The sequence below is a fragment of the Leptospira ryugenii genome (genome assembly GCF_003114855.1).
In the GTDB taxonomy this organism is placed as follows: domain Bacteria; phylum Spirochaetota; class Leptospiria; order Leptospirales; family Leptospiraceae; genus Leptospira_A; species Leptospira_A ryugenii.
Genome location: NZ_BFBB01000002.1, coordinates 253560 through 269691 on the forward strand (window position 1 = coordinate 253560; position 16132 = coordinate 269691).

Consider the following 16132-nt stretch of genomic DNA (forward strand, 5'->3'; position numbering starts at 1 on the left):
TTCTTATAGGATATATGAATATATGGAAAAAAAGAAAATGAATCCAACAAAGAAAGCAAAACCAGCCCTTACCTCTATGATCGTTCCCATTTACAATGAAGCCTCTCATTTGGAAGAGTTTTTGGAAAAGATCGATGCACTAAAATTGCCAACAGATAAGGAAATAGTCTTTATCGACGATTGTTCAAAAGACAAATCCAAGGAAATCTTGAAATCATTTAAATTTAAATCCAAAACGCAAATCATTGAGCAAGAAAAGAACCAAGGAAAGGGTGCCGCATTAAGGAAAGGAATCGAACAGGCCAAGGGCGACTTTATCATAGTTCAGGATGCTGATTTTGAATACGACATGGAAGAGGTTCCTATGCTCATTGAACCATTGTTCAAGGGTAAGGCTGATGTAGTTTTTGGGTCTCGTTTCAAAAAAGATGGCCGTCAAGTCCATCGAACCTTTCATTATTTGGTGAATCGTTTATTGACTATCCTATCCAATTTCATGAGTGGTCTTTATCTGACAGATATGGAAACTTGTTATAAGGCGTTTAAGGCAGAAATCATACAAAATGTAAATCTAGAATCCAATCGGTTTGGATTTGAGCCTGAGGTAACGGCCAAAATTGCTCGTTTAAAAATACGAGTGCAAGAGTTTCCCATTTCTTACTATCCGAGAAATTATTTAGAGGGAAAGAAGATTACTTGGAAAGATGGTGTTGCGGCCCTTAGACATATCGTTTACTTCAACATGATCTCCTCTGAAAAACATTTTTTTAAGAAGGAGATGCCAGAAAGGTACATCCCCAGAGGTGGCAATTGGCTATAATTTAGTGTAAGAGTCCTGACAATTACGATTATGTCCAATCTATCCAGAATACAAAAGTATTTCCCTTTTCTTCTATATGGGATTTTTGCTATCTTCCTCTTTCAGTTCAGAGCCAATTTGGATCGCAATGGTCTTTATGTTTCGAGTGATGGCGCCATAAAGCTTATCCAAACGGTTCAATACAAAGAAAAAGGCTATCTTCAAAATGAATGTCTTTACCCAAGCAAAGACATAGATCCCAACTATGCTTGGTTTCCTATTTCCTATCCTTGGGCATTACTGCAAAAAGGAGAAACAGAAACCAGATGTGTTTTTGAATACCCTCCCTTCTTTTACTGGTTAGGCGCCTTCTTTCATACGTTTTTATCATTAGAATGGATTCTCTTTTTACCACTTTGCTTTTACGTTTTGGCAATGTTTGTTTTAGATCGTTTGCTTACAGAGATTCAGATAAAGACCATCTACCGCATAGTCTTCGTGTTCTTTTATTTTTTTAGTTTTCCTTTGCTCACAGCCATGGATTATACAGAAAGTCCAAGCTTTTTGTTTCTCTATCTCTTAGGATTCTTCTATTTTGTAAGGAGCATCAAGTTTGGGAAGATTTGGGGTGATGAGTATTCTCCTCTTGTGGTGTCAGGAGTCTTTCTTGGACTCTCCTTCTTTCTTCGTTTGGAGATATTGATTCCCTTTGCCATGCTCTGCTTGGTTTACCTTCTCACATATAGAGATTTTAAGAAAACATTTGTTTTGGGTATTTCTTTCTCAATGGTAGTCTCGCTTTGTTTAGTATACCATTACGTTGTTTCAGGTCATATCCTTGGCTTCCGGTATGTTTCTTCTATCGATTACAATCAGAATGCTTCACCTAGCTTGCTTGCGAGAGCCAGTTTACTCAAAGCGTATTTGTGGGGAGACCATCTGATGGTTGGCCTTCTTACTTTTAACCCTTTTGTGTATCTTTTGATTTTCGGAACCTTTCTCATGCGGTTTATCTTTGGCAATTCAAGATCGGGCACAGTCTTCTATCTTTCTGGTCTTTTTTCTTTATTTATCATTCCCTTATACATAACCTTTTATGGAGGTGTTGGATATTTTGGACTTAGATACCTTGAGGCTCCTGTACTTTTGTTACTGATTGGCTTTTGTCTTTACTTTGTAAAGTTTTTGCAAAATACATCTACTTGGGCAAAGCTTTCAATACTTCTACCCTTACTAGCACTCTTTTATTTTAATTTTCTTTCTACACGTGAAGGATTAAAAGTTTTACGGAATGCCTCGAGGGATTTAGCAAGTCTGCATTCTCATTTTACGGATTCAAAGCAATACGTAGTGCACACATCCCTATATAGCTCCATCTGGATGGGAAAGTCCTATTTCCATAAACGTCATCTACTTACTTCAAATCAGGAAGATTTCAATCATTTCCTGGGAATAGTAGAGAAGGGCGAAACTTTTACTGTTATCGAAAGCCCAAAAAATATTTATATATCACCTGATATTCCTCTCTCCTTACATGCACGTTACTTAACCAACATTCAATTTGATGCCAATGTGATCCAACATCGGAAAACGATGAACATGTATGGCGTAAACATCCATCAATTTCAAAAGCAATAAAATGAAAAAATACTTTGTTTGGATGTGCAATGGGGAACTAATTTTTGGCATTGTCTTAATTCTGTTTGGTGTATTCACAAGGATTTTCCAGTTCAATCGTTTAGGCTATTGGATTGATGAGCTTTTTTCGATTACGCTTTCTTCACAGAACTTTTCATCTATGTTTTCAGATATCACAATGGATATCCACCCTCCTATTTACCAATTGTTGTTATGGTTCTGGATATTTTGTTTTGGGAATTCTCCCGAAAGTGGTCGATTGTTTAGCGTTCTTTTTGCTCTGCTCTTGCTTCCGCTAGTTTATTATGGAACAAAAAGTATTCTGAATGGAACACAACGTTTACTGTTATTGGCTATGACCGTATTCTCGTCAGGGTACATTCTGTATGCACATGAAACAAGATCCTATAGCCTTCTCATTTTCTGTACGGCACTTATTTTTCTTTTGTTTTTGAGGCAAATTGAACTTGGGATCTCCTTTAAGTCGCAGAGTATTTTTCTTCTGTTATCCCTTTTCACAGAAAATATTCATTACTTTGGGTTTATCTTTGTCCATCTTCTCTGGGTTTTTTATCTTGTTTTTGTCATCAAAAAATACTGGTCAGAGAATCAAAGACTAGTCTGGCAAAGTATTTTCTGTTATATCATCATTTCTTTAGGATTTGGCTGGGAAATCTATAAAATCTTGTTTGTCATCTCCAAGTCTGCGTACGGGAATTGGATTCCAGAACCGAATAGTGATATTTACATACATTTCTTCTCTTATCTCTATTACTTTCTTCCCTACAAGCGTATTCCCTTATTGGTACTATTTGTCATATTGCTGATTTTACCCATTCCATTTTTTATAAAGCAAAACTTTCGGATTGAATTCAAAAAACAAAAAGATAAATTTTTTCTCACTCTCGGATTTTGTTCCCTCTTTTTGCTGCTTACTTTTATTGTATCTCTTTACAAGCCAATGGTGACTTCGCGCAATCTATTGGTGTTGAGCTTCCCCTTTTATATCTGCTTTTCGATCTGGATTTCTCTAATGACTAGCGTTTGGAGATCAAAATACGTCTTAAGTTTGGTAACGCTTTCTTTTTTACTATCTTACCTTTCCTTTGCAAAATTCTATTATAAAGACTTTCAAAAAGAGCCATGGAGAGAAATGACAAACAAGGCCATAGAGCTCAGCCAGGATTCCACGTTATATTATTCTTTAGGTACGCAATCCTTCTGGAATTATTACATGAAGGATGTGAACAAAAAGTCTGGTGTCATGGAAATGCTTCCCACGAGTGAATCTTGCCGGGAAATCCTCAAAGTGCAAAAAGAAAAGAACGTAAAACAGTTATTTGTATTTGAAACTATGTGGGATGGAATGGATGCAGAAAAAATAAAAAATCAGAGAATGTGTTTAGACCAAATCAGCTCCTTATCAAAAAACCAGGGACAATACCAGTTTATAGTTATGACACTTTGGATGTATGAATTTTAGAAAAACATTGGATTCTAAAGGTAGAAATGTTTATAGCAATCCTTTCTTTGTAATCATTGTTTAAGCTATTTATGCTAAGATGGAAATTTGAAATGAATGTAATCAGAAAAAAAATTGATGGATTAAGCCTTTTTGCCATTGGTCTTATTTTTATTGGTGCTTTCATTCGTTATTACCAATACGACAGGTTAGGGTATTGGTATGATGAATTGTATTCCATCACCCTTTCCTCCCTTGGTTTTTGGGATATGGTTTCTGAATTGCAAACGGAAACAAACCCCCCGCTTTACCAAATCACTTTGTGGATCTGGATTCAGCTCTTTGGAAATGCACCAGAATCGGGCAGAATTTTGAGCCTACTACTTTCGATTTCCTTTCTACCTATCGTCTATCTTCAGTCAAAAACCCTCCTAGACCGATACCAAAGGGTTTTACTTCTAATCATGTGTGTCTTTTCCTCTGGCTTTATCTTCTATGCTCATGAAACACGTTCCTATGCACTCTTGGTTCTTTTGTCGGGCTTAAGCTTTCTTTCATTTTCTAAATTGATGCGTAACGTGCAAGAGAGGGGAAATATCTATCTTTTTCTTCTGTTTTCCATACTTACTGAAAATACGCACTACTTTGGATTTTTGTTTGTGCACCTTTTGTGGTTCGTATACCTAAGCCAATATTTCCTAGTATCTTATAAAAATTCAGATTGGAAAGCCTTTGCACATCAGACCTTTCTGTATTTTATCCTTGGTATTTTTTTCTCTTGGGAGTTTTACAAACTGGTCTACATTATCCCCAAGGTAGATAATATTGACTGGATTCCAGAACCCGATCTTGAGATTTATCTACACTACTTTTCTTATCTTTTCTATTTCTTCTCATTTAAAAAGATTCCTATCTTAGGAATCCTTATTGTTTTGATCGTCTTGCCTTTCGTTTTCATTGTGCTGGGCAAACTATCGATCGATTGGAGACGAGAGTTTCAGTCGCTTGTCCTAACTTTACTGCTTACAATTTTATTTCTGTTTGCGACCTATTTAATTTCTTTGCAAAAGCCAATCGTTACATCTAGGAATTTATTGGTTCTAAGCCTTCCGATTTACTTTGCTTTGAGTCTTTGGTTCTCTCACTCCTTAAGTGTATTTCCTAAAAAAGGATTCCTGATCTTAATCTTCCTATTGTTTCTGTTATCTTATCTTTCTTTCTCAAAGAACTTTTATAAAGGATTTCAAAAAGAGCCCTGGAGAGAAGTCGTACAAAAAGCAATAGAGCTTAGCCATCAATCGACTCTTTACCTCTCTTTTGGTGATCATCGCTATTGGAACTATTATCTGCATGATATTTACCAAAAAGGGGAAGTTTTGGAATTGAGTAAATCTCAGGACGCTTGCCAAGATTTGCAAAAGGATATCCAAAAAAAGGGGATCAAACAAGTCTTTGTTTTTGAATCTCTTTGGGATGTTTCCAAGAAGTACAAAGAAAGAACAGACACACAAAGAGTATGTTTCCAACAATTGGCCAAGCAAGCAAAGAACAAAGAGCAAATATCCTTTATCGTTATGACATTATGGAGCATTGAATATTAGATGTTTAGTTTAATTTTACCTACGTATAATGAAAGGGAAAATCTTTCAGTCTATCTTCCAAAGTTAGAAGAGTTTTTTAAAAAGCAAAAAATAGACTATGAAATCATAGTTGTAGATGATGACTCCCCTGATAAAACTTGGGAATTCGTTCAGAAGTACTCTCATTCCCATTCAAATGTTAAGGTCATCCGAAGGGTAAAAGAGAAGGGACTTTCGAGTGCGGTGATAGCCGGTATGGCTTCTGCAAGAGGGGATTTTTTAGGAGTAATGGATGCCGATATGCAGCATGATGAGAGCATCATTCCTGAAATGCTTTCCGAACTAAAAGACAAAGAGATCGTGATCGGTTCTAGGCGAGTAGGGGAGGGAAGTTACGGTGAAATGAAATGGCACCGTAGAATCCTTAGCTATGGCGCAACCCTTCTGGCAAAGATTCTTTTGCCCATTGCGTCAACGGATCCAATGAGTGGATTTTTTATCATTCGCCGCCAAGTATTTGAAGAAAGTAAAGATGCCTTAAATCCTTTGGGATTTAAAATCTTGTTAGAATTTCTCGCAAAGAACCCAAAATCAAAAGTTACGGAAGTCGGTTATCGTTTCAAAAAACGAGAGTTTGGTGAAACTAAACTAACAGGAGCCGTCATGCAACAGTATATCTTTGCCTTGATTGACCTTCGTTTCGGTAAGTTTATATCCTTACAATTTTTGAAATATGCACTCACAGGTATATCTGGCATCTTTGTCAACCTTTCAGGACAATGGTTAGCGGCAAATTATCTGAATAGTTTTCAATTCAATTGGGTAGGCAAAGATATTTTAGTACCTTCCTTTGCGGTTGCATTTGGATTTGAATTAAGTGTTCTCAGCAATTATGTGATCAATAATTTTTGGACATTTTCAGATAAGGCAAAGAAAAGAATTCCATCATTTTTGTTTGGATTTTTAAAGTTTAATATTGTAAGCTTACTTGGTTTTTTAATCCAGTATTCAACCTGGTTATTTTTGTTCCAAACAATCCATACTTTTTATCCGGAATTTATGCCAGACACTTTGACTTATGTTGCAAATCTAATCGGTATCTTAGTCGCAACAGCTACAAATTATCAACTGAACAGATCTATTACTTGGGGCTAAGCTCTGTGTTTTGTTGCAACCAATAGACAAACCAAAGTTTACGAAACCGTATCAGACTGTATAGATTGAGTAAGATAGGGACAAGTAAACAAAGGTTTAAAGCTCCTTGGCTCCAAATTGATTTGGACAAGAATTCACTTTTCAGAAATACCTTTACGATTTGGTAAGGAAGGAAGGAGAGAAAAGTAAGCAAGGTGGCAACAACAAGCAACTCTTTTGGATTCACTAAAGATGTATAGAATCGCTGCCCCACCAAATCATACTTTGGTTGGGTCCACTCGCGTATCTTGATAAAAGGTTTTTCCAGAATTAGATAGCTTAAAAGTGCCACAATCGAACTAGCTAACAAGGCAAAAATTGATGTTACAAAGAGTTCCCAATATCCATTGGTCTCTTTGGAATAAAAATTTAATACCTTGAGAGAAACCAGGGCACTTACATACATATGAACTAGGTAGATTCCGTAGCTTAGTTTGCCCACAACCACCAAGGCTCCATTTCTAAATACCGAATTTAAGACGCGAAAGTATCCGGCAATGACTCCTAAAGTAAAGAAACCACTGAGTACGGCAAACAGACTGATCCTAAAAACAACATAGTAAAAGGGAGCATCTTTAAATTCCCACTGAAAGGTTGAAATATAGATCCCAAAGAGTATAAAAAAGGCAAAGTAGAAAAGTTTCGGAGAAAAACGACTTTGGACCTCTTCTGCCTTCTGTTTCATAATTTCAACTAAGAGTATACCGACCAAAAAAGAATCAAAATGAGTATGGATGGGGTGGTAAATCTTGGTTAGATACTCATCAAAATTTGTGATTTCCGCATGAAAGAACAGATAGAAACGAAGTAAGAGGGCAAGCAGTAGTCCAAATGTAAGTAAGGAAATTCTTTTAACCGTATCTTTACACCAATATATATAAATATACAAAAACAAAGGCATACAGAGATAAAATTGCTCTTCCATACCAAGAGACCAGCTATGGATGTGGATACGATCTGGAAAGTAATTAGAAATATAGAGTGCGTCGGCCCACCAATACGATAATTGCCTTTCCATTTTTGGCATACCGTCGGTCATGATCCCTAAATTGATCCCCGCCTTGCCAGCAAGTACGGTAAAGCTCATCAGAGATACAGTGAAGGCGATGAGCATATACATAGCTGGAAAGATTCGTAAAGACCGTTTGATAAAAAAGTTTTTCCAGGCAGTTGCGAATGGTTTTTTGCCTAGCTCGCGGGAAAAAGAAGCAACAACCAAGTAAGAGCTAATTACAAAGAATAGATCCATAACGACTTCGAGATTCTGTATCCTTTCTCGAAAAGTCGTAAGGTGATCAGGTAAAAACAAGATGCTAGATGTATACGTATGAAAGGCGATGACAATGTAACATCCCAGGGCTCGAACACCATAGAGTTCATTGAGTTCTTTTGGATTTTTTTTAAAAATTTCAAAAATATATTCTCTCATGGATCCTGGTCTCTTAGCTATTATCCAGTGAATTGGAGCATATTGGATAAAACCATCTTCTGGCTACAAAAAAGTTACCAAAGAAAGTACGTTCGGAAAAATTTGGTTCTCAGGACTTCTTTAAGGAGAGATTAATCGTATTCTACAAATGAAATTTTTTTCGATTTTTATCACAATTTCCTTACTTATCTTTTGGTTAGTAAAATCAGATGTTTCCATTACCTATGCAGACTCTGGCTTTATGTGGATCCAAATCCAAGAGTTTCTACGCAGTGGATTTCAATCTGTTTCCATTCCCTATCCAGGAGTCTCATTTGATCCAGAAGGTAAATTTTCTGCCTTCCAAGCACCCTTTTATGGAAAACATGGAAACAACTTCTATATTGGATTCCCTCCATACTTTCCGATTCTCTTCGGATTTGTATCTTTTCTTTTCTCTTCGAATCTTAGTCTCTATTTAGTTCAAATCCTTTTCTTTTCCCTCTCGGTATATGTTCTTTTCGAGTCGATTCTAATCCTTACAAAACAGAAGTTTGTCTCCTTTTGCCTAAGCCTTTTCTATCAAATCGGAACAACTGTGAGTTTGTATACGCTTGTTTTGCACGAATATACGGTGTCTCTCTTTTTTCTATACGCAGGCATCTATTTTTTGTTGAGGTATAGCTTTCATGACCAAAAGGAAATTTGGTGTCTGCCGATCTCTGCATTGATGATGGCAATATCTCTCTATTTTCGATTGGAGTTTATTTTTGTTATTCTAAGTTGGGGTTTAGCAACTGTTTTGTTCCAAAAAGTCGCTTGGAAGCCACTGTTTTCGTATTTCCTACCAGTGTTTCTCTTGGTTGCAATTGTTTTATTTGCTTCCAATATGAGCCTCCATGGCCACCCATTAGGGTTTCGCTACACTCTGACCATGTCAGATCCAATCACACAAAACGGGGATCGACTAACTATAATCTACGAACTACTATTCGGGAAGAAAAGAGGTTTTTTTCTGCAATCTCCTGGCCTATTTCTTTTTACCATACTCGCATGTTTCTATTTGGTCAAAGGAAGATTAAAAAAAGATGACCTTCTGTATTTTTTCTCAGTATTTATTGTGTCTTTCATTTTAGTTCTATTGCAAGCACCTAACCATGGTGATCATCTTTCTCCTAGGTATTTATTTGGCGTCTACCCAAGTATCTTATTTTTTACTGCCATATTGTACAAAGTGTACCATGATCAGCTACAAAAAAAGGTAAAGCTTCTAGTGTATGGGCTAACAATCATTACATTTCTTTTTTCGGTAAAGGAATTGTACAAAGGTATCCTTTTTATCAAAACATCGGACAAAGTTGTTCGAGAACTAACAGAAAGGTTTCGTTCAAGAAAAGAATCCGTTCTAGTCTTCGGAGATTTAGCATTACCTAAAAATTTACAGACCATTTACTTCGAAAAACGGCAGTTCTATGTAAAACCAGAAGAACTTCAGATGTTTTTGAATCTGTCTAAGATACCTGCGTCTGAGATATTATATTTGACTACAGAAAATATAGGCACTTGCGTGAAAGGCACTCCCATTTGCAAAGATGCAGAATGGATGACCTACGGCCTTTATAGAAGCAAATAGCTCTGATTACTGTTTGTTTGGAAAAGCACTTTCCCAAAGCTCGATGAGTTTCATTCGTTCTACTTCTGCAAACTCTGGCAGACTCACAGTCTTTAGATGCTGCAAGAGATGAGCCTCATCCCAAATTTTACCAGCATTTTCTTTTCCAATCATTTCACTCATGACATCTAACACTTGGTGGGTTTCTAAATGTTTATCCGCCAGGAAGATGATGCTCATCCCTAAAGCCCCTTCCGTTCCATAAAACCATTCTCTTTGGGCTGGTTTCTCTCCTCGTAGTTCCTCAGGCAGAGCTTTTTGCACCAATTCATGCATCTCTTTGTGTTTTGGGCCTTTCTCCGTGATGTTGATCATACTCAAGCTCACTGGATTCATCTTGCCGTGGATTCTAACATTTTCTTCTCCAAGTTTCCGAATCCGTTTTGCAGCATCTCTCGTGATCGCATCTCTACCTAAAAAATTCAATTGGTAAAGATAATCTTCCAATCGATCCCCTTCCAATTTTCCAGAACAGATCAATTGGTAGAGAGTAAAGATCATATAGTCTGACTCGGTATTGTCACCTAACAAAATTTCTTTGGAATAACTTGGTTGGTAGACTCTATCATGGAGAAGGATGGAAAGTTTGTAGGACATCTGGTCAAACAAACTTTGTACGGAAGCACCAAAGAATTTTTTTGTCCGTGACCATGCTGGTGAAAATCCATTCTGAAAGAACTCTATGGGATTGAAAATGGTGCCAATTACTTTGTCTAAGACACCTTTGATGGTTCCTTCTAAGTACTTTAAGTGCAAAGATTCAATTTGGATCTTGTGATTGGCAATGGTGGCAAGCATCGTGCGACGAAAGAAATGTGGGCTTGCTGAAATGAATGCTAGGGGGGCATTTTCGAGTCCGATGCGGAGTTGCCGATAGAGTTCAGGCATGCCAGGGAGAGCTCTCTTTTGTTCTGGCGTTTCAAAGAGTGCGGCAAACTTACCTTTACTGGAGTGGATATCAGTGGCAAGGTAGGTTTGGTCGATGTCAGAAGTCACAATGTAACCTTTGTAATCCTCTGCTAGAATCCGTAGATTTCCTTTCCCTACGATTGTTTCTCGTCCTAGGATCGAATTTTCTGTGTTGTTTAGATGGGCGAGGTCTTTTGAATATTGCCGAAAGCTATCCAATCCTTCTAAATTGACCACGAATCGATGTTTGCCTGGAGGCAACTTATCCAAGATATCGCAGGAAAAAAAACCATCTTCATCGGCTTTGATTTTGCCCGATGTGAAGACCTTCTCTCCGGATTCCCGAAAGACTTCTATCCTGAGGACAGGCTTGCGTACTGGGGCAAGAGAAAAATCTAGAAACGGTGTGATGTTCTTCTCTTCGCCCGAGAAAAGGCCTGTGACGAGGTCCCAAAGACCATCTGCTTTCATAGGGTCAGTGATTCCAATGTCCACTACTTGCCCTCTGATGTAAGAGCGCCTCTCTCTTCCGAGTGAGCCTCCGCAAACAGCGATGCGTTTGATGTCAGTGATTTGACTATTAGGTATGGAATTGGGATCTTTTTCAGCAGCCATGAGGAAAAACTTGTGCGGATAGTCTAAAAGGAGAGGAAAAGATTACCAGTCCTTTTTTATGAATCCGATTCGATCTACACAACAATTTCTCAACGTCCTCCACAAAGAAAATGAACTCAAGGTCATCGACGATCTTGTAGACCCTTACCTCGAACTAGCTGAGATCCAAAGGCGGGTGGTCGGGAAAAAAGGACCTGCGCTTCTCTTTCGAAACATTAAGGGCAGCCAATTCCCAGTAGCTACAAATCTATATGGATCGGAAAAGAGAATCCATCTGGCCTTTGGGGAAAAGCCCGTTGCTACGATCCAAAGGTTGGCAAAACTTGCGAAAGATATCTTTCCTCCGAGTTTCGGAAAATTCTGGAAAGAGCGCTCCTTAGCCTTGTTACCCTTTCAAGTTGGTCTACGCTCTGTCAGGCGAGCCCCGATTACAGATATTCAGATGCCAGGTACTGCTTCTCTTCCCAAGCTGGTCTCTTGGGAGAGGGACGGAGGCCCCTTTGTGACCCTACCTTTGGTTCATACACAATCCCCCAAGAATCAAAAAAGCAATCTCGGGATGTACCGCGTCCAAATCTTTGATGAAAAGACTGTTGGTATGCACATCCAAATCCACCGAGGTGGTGGATTCCATTACTATGAAGCAGAAAGGGAGGGACATTCTTTACCTGCTCATGTCTACGTAGGAGGACCGCCTGCCTTAACCATCGCAGCTGTTGCTCCTTTGCCTGAAGAAATCCCCGAGTTTGTTTTCGCCTCATTTCTCATGGGAGAAAAATTAAGGATGCACAACAATCCTTCTTTATCTCCCTATCCCATCGTTGCTGACGCAGACTTTGCTATCCTTGGGTTTATCCCTCCCTACAAACGTAAGTTAGAGGGTCCCTTCGGAGACCATTATGGCTATTATTCACTTGAACACGAATACCCTTATCTCGACGTCACCAAAGTTCTCGCAAGAAAAGATGCAGTTTGGGCGGCGACCGTGGTGGGAAGGCCACCACAAGAAGACCATTATATCGCGGAGTTTTTGCAAGATTTACTCTCTCCAATTTTCCCTCTGGTTATGCCACAAGTAGTGGATGTTTGGGCATATGAAGAGTCAGGCGTTCATTCCTTAGCTGCAGCAATCGTGAAAGAAAGGTACTTCCGAGAAGCCTTCATGGGAGCTCTTCGGATTTTGGGGGAAGGTCAATTGTCCCTCACAAAATGTTTGTTAGTCACAAACCAAAGAGTTCGATTGAAAGATTTTTCAGAAACCTTCCGCAGCATTGTGGAAAATTGTGATCCACGCACAGATCTCTTTGTGTTTTCTCAGATTAGCCAGGACACTCTTGATTACACAAGCGGAACGGTCAATAAAGGTAGTAAGATGCTGTTCTTAGGAATAAAGGAAGAAGGAAAGGGACCAAAGTTTCCCAATCTGGCAACGCAGTTCAATCATTCTTTTAAAGACAGCCGATTCCGAAAACCAAAAGTATTCATGAAAGGTGTTTTGGTTGTAGAAGGACCAAATTACCAAAAAGAAGACAGAGTAGCTGAAATTCTATTACAAGAAGAGTTGTCTGGCTTTCACTTTGTTTTTCTAGTGAATGATTCCGAGGATGCTTGCAAGTCGGACCACGATTTCATCTGGACTATGTTTACACGCATGGAGCCCGGTTCCGATGTCTATGCACATACGAATCTGGTCAAAAATCAGGTTTCCTTTGAACCACCTCTTGTGTTTGATTGTCGCATGAAACCTTGGATCCCTGATGTCTTAGAAGTGGACCCAAAAACAAAGAAACAAGTAGAGGAACGATTCGGCACTTGGATCGATAGCCTTGCTACAGATTAGGAAATACAGATGTCAAAGAATATTTTAGTGACTGGTGGAGCAGGTCTGATTGGTGCTCAAGTGGTTGAAGACCTAAACTCAGAGGGTATTAGCAATATCATCATATCTGACCACCTTGGTACAAGCGAAAAATGGAAAAACCTTCGGAGAAATTTCTATTTAGATTATATTGAGAAACAAGCGCTTAGAGAGAGGATTAGCAAAGACCATTCCTATTTTGATCAATTTTCCCACATCATCCACTTAGGAGCTTGTTCTTCCACGACAGAAAAAGATGCCTCTTACCTCATTGAAAACAATTATCATTTCACAAAAGACCTAGCACATCTAGCCGTTCACAAAAAGATTCCCTTCGTCTACGCTTCTAGCGCTGCTACGTATGGAGAAGGAGAGTTTGGATACGATGACCGATCTCCCATCCAAGAATTAAAACCGCTCAATATGTACGGTTACTCCAAACATCTATTTGATCTGTATGCAGAAAAAACGGGTCTCAAAGAATACATTACTGGCTTGAAGTATTTTAATGTCTTTGGATTTGGGGAAGCACACAAAGGAGACATGCGCAGTCTCGTATTAAAAGGTTACGAACAAATAAAGACGACTGGGAAACTTAAACTCTTTAAAAGTTATAAAAGCGAATATGCCGATGGCGAGCAGAAACGGGATTTTTTATATGCCAAGGATGCCAGTCGAATCACTCTCTATCTACTCTTCCACCAAAAGAAAGGTATCTTTAATGTTGGCCGAGGGCAGGCAGAATCCTGGAACCAATTGGCAGAGGCTCTCTTCCAAGCCATGAAAAAACCAGTCAATATAGAATACGTCGAAATGCCAGAGTCTCTCCGCGGTAAGTACCAATACTATACCTGCGCCAACATACATAAATTGCAAGAGAGTGGCTATGCGAAAGGATTCACAAGCCTTGGCTCTGCCATTTCTGAGTATGTAACTTTGTTAGAGAGTTCTAGCGACTAAGTTACTTTTTGTACACTTTTACGATTGTATTGATCAGATCTTTGAATTTTGGGTCTTTGAGGGAATAATAAACCTGGTTAGAGGATTTTCTTGATTCTAAGATTCCATTGTTCTTCATCTTACTTAAATGTTGGGAAGCAGCCGACTGGCTAGTTCCTAGTAGTTCTACGAGTTGGCCAACTGACTTTTCTTCCTTTGCCAATGTATAAAGAATAAGCAGGCGCACTGGGTGCGCTATCCCTTGGATCCCTTTGATCGCAAGTTCCAACTGTTGTTTCGTTAACTCTGTTTTGATTTTCATCTTTCTAAGAAGTCCGTAAATATCTTATGACGAAAACTACCTGAATTCGCATACAGATATTTTATCTGTTCGAAAAAAAATTTCCAAACGAGGATAAGCTTTGTTAACTACCATTGTGCCGAGGCACAATGGTAAAAAAATTTCTTATATTCGGACACCACCTGAGATTTCGAGAACCACTCCCGTCACGAGATCATTTTCAATAATAAATTGAGCAGTTTGTGCAATCTCTTCAGGCTCCCCAAGCCTTCCTACAGGGATGATGGACTTCCATTTTTCCAGAGCTTCCGGATTCATATCTTTCAAAACCATCTCTGTGCCGATAAATCCAGGTGCAATCCCACTCACACGGATGCCAAACTTAGCAAGCTCTTTGGACCAAGTCACTGTCATCGCCGCAACTCCAGCCTTGGCCGCGCTATAGTTTGTTTGTCCTGAATTTCCGTGCATGGCTATCGATGCGATGGGGATGATAAGCCCGCGTTTTTGTTCAGCCATCACGGCTGCAGCTTCCCGTCCGGTTAAGAAAACGCCTGTTAGATTCACATCGATGACAGATTGCCATTGGTCGATGCCCATTTTTCCTTTTACTTTGCCTGTTTCTTTGTCGATTCGGATGAGAAGTCCATCTCGTAAGATGCCTGCATTTAAGATTGCGACATCCAAAGAGCCAAACTTGGATTTTACGGACTCAATCAGACGAATGCTATCTTCTTCCTTAGCAACATTCGCTACGATTCCTTGTGTTTCTATGCCTTCCTTTTGGAACGCTTCAACTGTTTCGTTCAGTTTGTCAGCTTGGATGTCCGAGAGAGTGATCTTTGCTCCGAGTTTTCCTAAGCGATGGGCCATTGCTTTGCCCAATCCGCCAGCCGAGCCGGTGACGAGTATACTTGATCCTTTTATTTCCATACCACCAAATTGATTGGGAATAGGGGACTGTCTAGGAAAAAGAGGCTTTAGTTTAGTTCGGCAACTTCACCGCTACGAATGGATACATAAGATTCAGTAAAGGGTATCTCCACCCGAGCCACCGTACGATCTGCATGGGTAATGATGCGAAAGAGATTTGGGTCTATGCCTTCGTTTTTCATTAGGATCATAATGAGAGCTATCCCTAATCCAGCTCCTTCGGTGTTGTCCATATTGTCCATATAGAACTCAGCGATGTCATTATAACCCATAGACTTCTTCATTTTTTCTCGCATCCGGATTTCTTCCGTTTTGATGACAGGCGTATTGTTGGTCACTTCTACCATCATTCCATCCTTACAATAATGGAATTTGAGTTGCACAAAGACTCCTCGGGCAAGGCATCGACGGCCATATTCTTCCGCCATCTTTTCAGAGAATTTTTTGGAATACTCTTTGATCCCTTTATCATAATCCTCAGCGTTCATAATGTCTAAGCCTTCATCTTCAAAAAACACCCTTTTTTGGTTGGCTTTGATTCCATTGATGGTGAGTTCTTTGGAAATGGTATAAAGCATTTCAACAAAGCGTTGGTTCTCATGGGAATTGAGGATTTCGGTGATCAATCCTAAAACATACTGCTCCAATTGGCGGTTCATCCGAGAGGAACGAACCACAATTTTTGATTGGGAGCGAACGAGTTCAGGAATGTTCGCCTCGAGTTCTTGAAAGGGTTTTGCCACGGGTGTATCTCTCTTCCTTTACATTATCGAAAAACGAGCTTCGGAAAATGAATCCTAGCAGAAAATCATCAAAAATCTCTA

General features: G+C 39.1%; 13 protein-coding genes. 8 read left to right on the forward strand and 5 right to left on the reverse strand.

Going from position 1 to position 16132, the window contains the following annotated elements; genetic code table 11:
• Window positions 1-37: 37 nt before the first annotated feature.
• The 5 genes from DI060_RS01845 to DI060_RS01865 all read left to right on the forward strand — a co-directional run bounded on the left by DI060_RS01845 (window position 38) and on the right by DI060_RS01865 (window position 6634).
• Complete coding sequence (locus DI060_RS01845) at window positions 38-820, forward strand: glycosyltransferase family 2 protein (protein WP_108973989.1); 783 nt, start codon at window positions 38-40, stop codon at window positions 818-820.
• 30 nt (window positions 821-850) lie between these two features.
• Window positions 851-2437, forward strand: a complete 1587-nt coding sequence (locus DI060_RS01850; protein ID WP_108973113.1) for an LA_3751/LA_3752 family putative glycosyltransferase — start codon at window positions 851-853, stop codon at window positions 2435-2437.
• Window position 2438: 1 nt separating this feature from the next.
• Window positions 2439-3920, forward strand: coding sequence for a glycosyltransferase family 39 protein (locus DI060_RS01855; RefSeq protein ID WP_108973115.1), 1482 nt, complete (start codon window positions 2439-2441; stop codon window positions 3918-3920).
• 92 nt (window positions 3921-4012) lie between these two features.
• A complete protein-coding gene (locus DI060_RS01860; protein WP_167836882.1) occupies window positions 4013-5500 on the forward strand; it encodes a glycosyltransferase family 39 protein in 1488 nt (495 codons plus the stop codon).
• On the forward strand, window positions 5501-6634 hold the full coding sequence (locus DI060_RS01865; RefSeq protein WP_108973119.1) for a glycosyltransferase: 1134 nt from the start codon (window positions 5501-5503) through the stop codon (window positions 6632-6634).
• Here the strand turns inward: DI060_RS01865 and DI060_RS01870 are convergent.
• The gene (locus DI060_RS01870) at window positions 6621-8102 is read right to left on the reverse strand and encodes an acyltransferase family protein (RefSeq protein ID WP_108973122.1); all 1482 of its coding nucleotides are present in this window, start codon (window positions 8100-8102) and stop codon (window positions 6621-6623) included. The two genes, DI060_RS01865 and DI060_RS01870, sit on opposite strands and share 14 nt — an antisense overlap.
• Before the next feature lie 148 nt (window positions 8103-8250).
• Here DI060_RS01870 and DI060_RS01875 point away from each other — a divergent pair, with 148 nt between their 5' ends.
• Window positions 8251-9714, forward strand: a complete 1464-nt coding sequence (locus tag DI060_RS01875) for an LA_3751/LA_3752 family putative glycosyltransferase (RefSeq protein WP_108973124.1) — start codon at window positions 8251-8253, stop codon at window positions 9712-9714.
• A gap of 6 nt (window positions 9715-9720) precedes the next feature.
• Here the strand turns inward: DI060_RS01875 and DI060_RS01880 are convergent, their stop codons facing one another.
• On the reverse strand, window positions 9721-11277 hold the full coding sequence (locus tag DI060_RS01880) for a phosphatase domain-containing protein (RefSeq protein WP_108973126.1): 1557 nt from the start codon (window positions 11275-11277) through the stop codon (window positions 9721-9723).
• 58 nt (window positions 11278-11335) lie between these two features.
• Here DI060_RS01880 and DI060_RS01885 point away from each other — a divergent pair, with 58 nt between their 5' ends.
• On the forward strand, window positions 11336-13117 hold the full coding sequence (locus DI060_RS01885; RefSeq protein WP_108973128.1) for a UbiD family decarboxylase: 1782 nt from the start codon (window positions 11336-11338) through the stop codon (window positions 13115-13117).
• Between the two features lie 9 nt (window positions 13118-13126).
• Window positions 13127-14095, forward strand: a complete 969-nt coding sequence (gene rfaD / locus DI060_RS01890; protein WP_108973130.1) for an ADP-glyceromanno-heptose 6-epimerase — start codon at window positions 13127-13129, stop codon at window positions 14093-14095.
• Window position 14096: 1 nt separating this feature from the next.
• On the opposite strand, the gene DI060_RS01895 is transcribed toward rfaD, so the two are convergent.
• The 3 genes from DI060_RS01895 to DI060_RS01905 form a co-directional block, all read right to left on the reverse strand.
• Window positions 14097-14396 carry an ArsR/SmtB family transcription factor gene (locus DI060_RS01895; RefSeq protein ID WP_108973133.1) on the reverse strand — a complete coding sequence of 100 codons (300 nt, stop codon included), beginning with the start codon at window positions 14394-14396 and terminating at the stop codon, window positions 14097-14099.
• A 144-nt stretch (window positions 14397-14540) separates the two neighbouring features.
• A complete protein-coding gene (locus DI060_RS01900) occupies window positions 14541-15308 on the reverse strand; it encodes an SDR family NAD(P)-dependent oxidoreductase (RefSeq protein WP_108973135.1) in 768 nt (255 codons plus the stop codon).
• 47 nt (window positions 15309-15355) lie between these two features.
• Complete coding sequence (locus DI060_RS01905; RefSeq protein ID WP_108973137.1) at window positions 15356-16051, reverse strand: histidine kinase; 696 nt, start codon at window positions 16049-16051, stop codon at window positions 15356-15358.
• Between the last annotated feature and the right edge of the window lie 81 nt (window positions 16052-16132).